3 protein-coding genes are annotated in these 1,867 nt (G+C 34.5%); all 3 read left to right on the forward strand.

Annotated features, from left to right (window positions below; all coding sequences use genetic code 11):
* Window positions 1-25 precede the first annotated feature (25 nt).
* Window positions 26-256 (forward strand): hypothetical protein, encoded by a 231-nt coding sequence (locus ACW2QF_RS19950; RefSeq protein WP_455717767.1) that lies wholly within the window; start codon window positions 26-28, stop codon window positions 254-256.
* A 344-nt stretch (window positions 257-600) separates the two neighbouring features.
* Window positions 601-1,641, forward strand: a complete 1,041-nt coding sequence (locus ACW2QF_RS19955; RefSeq protein WP_455717768.1) for a hypothetical protein — start codon at window positions 601-603, stop codon at window positions 1,639-1,641.
* A gap of 34 nt (window positions 1,642-1,675) precedes the next feature.
* Window positions 1,676-1,867: hypothetical protein (locus ACW2QF_RS19960; protein ID WP_455717769.1), on the forward strand; the 192-nt coding region annotated here is incomplete at its 3' end.

Genomic DNA, 1,867 nt, shown 5'->3' on the forward strand with positions numbered 1-1,867 from the left:
GATAATTATAGGAGGATAATAAATTATGGCTATTTACGGTGTATTTGAAAGTACGAATATGAAATCTACAAAAGGGGCAGAAAGAATCTTTGATTGCGTAAGCGATGTTGTAATTGAGAATGGAACATTTGGTTATTTAAACGGATTAGCTACTGGTGAATCAGTGGTATACAACTTCGCAAAAGGTACAAGTGCAGGTAAGACTATAGTTGTTGTTGATCAGCCAGCTTGGACTGAGGATGAAAGTTTACGTTGAAAGCAGAGAAAGGATCAATTTACAATTCCAGCCGGTACTAAATTTAGAGTAAGAGTAGTCGCTCTTAACGACGAATTTGCAATTAACAGTGCTACTGTTACGGCTGCTACTGTTACAGCTTTAGTTACTGGCGCTTACTTAACAATCGATGCTACAACTGGTGAATTAGTTGCAAAGGCTACAGCCACAGCTACACCTATTATGGAAGCCACTGTTATGAGAAAACGTATACAAGGAGCAACATTAGTAACTAGCGCAAACACTTATGGTTATTCTACCGAGTTGTTTGAAGCAAAGATTACAACATTAGCTTAATCGAATTATAAGAAGGAGGAATATAAATTATGTACGGAAGTAAATTAAATTTTTCTAAGGAGCAGTTATCTGCTTACGATCTAACTCTTGATTTAGCAAGAGGGGATTTCTCACTACATATCGACAATGAAAAACTTTCTAAGGTAGATTTAGAGAATTATCTTAGAGAAAAAATCAATAAAGACATTCTTCAAGGCAAGACCTTGTTTCAGGCTTATAGACGAAATAATTTGGTATTATTCGAGATTATGGAAGAAATCACAAACATCACTATTGGAGAAAACGTAATAAATTCACCATTTATTGATGCATTTGTTGAATTTAAAAACAGAAATTTAGGAGACAAAACTGCATTCTATTCAGGAGGTGGATTATTATCAGTTGCTAGTTTCGCTGGTAATCACTGGGATACAAATAGACAAGCTCTTGATGTAGGGCAGGAAGTTACTCTTCCATCTGAGTGGATTTATATTCATTGTTTTGATGATTTAGAGAGATTTTTAATTGGCATTAACGGGCTTGAAAGAATTATGGACAAGATTTATAAGTCCGTAAATAAGTATATTCAGGATAGATTATATGCTCAGTTTCAGAATGTTGCTAATTCTGTTCCTTCAGAGTTTTCTAAATCTGGAAATAGTGAAGAAGCTGTTGGTGCATTAGTAGATTTGGTACAAGCTGCTGGTGGATATAGTTCTATCACAATCGCTGGTACAAAGGGTGCTTTAAGAAAAGTTGCATCTGTAGTTCCTGATAAGATGTTCTCAAATTCTCAGAAAGAAGCAAAAGCAAATACCGGTTCTATTGGCACATGGGAAGGTAATAATCTTATGGTTATTCCTCAGACACTCAAATCTGGCACTTTCCAACTTGCTCTTGATGATTCTAAGATTTTTATTCTCGGTGGAGATGTTAAACCTATTAAACTTGAGTTTATTGGAGATACTCGTTCAGATATTGATACAGAAGGCAAAAACAACAATGACGCAAGCGTTGATGTTCAAATTCAAACAAAGTTAGGCATGGGATTATTACTTCCTCCTTACTTTGGAGTATTTACATTTGCATAAATAAAAATATAAGTAAAAAGGTGGTTTTGAGTTAATGGCTAATAATAGCACAAATAAAAAGACCGCAACTACAACAATTGATACTACCGTGGATAATTCTGCGGTAGTTGAAACTGCCAAAGAAGTTGTTGCGACTAAAACTGTTACAAATATAAATCCATTAAGAGACGATGATGAAATAATTATTACATCTTTAATCCCTAATGTTTCATATAAAGATACAAAG

Source organism: Anaerosporobacter sp., assembly GCF_965301125.1.

Coding starts and splice junctions, on each gene's coding strand:
- ACW2QF_RS19950 (WP_455717767.1), top strand. CDS start 26: ATGGCTATTTACGGTGTATTTGAAAGTACGAATATGAAATCTACAAAA.
- ACW2QF_RS19955 (WP_455717768.1), top strand. CDS start 601: ATGTACGGAAGTAAATTAAATTTTTCTAAGGAGCAGTTATCTGCTTAC.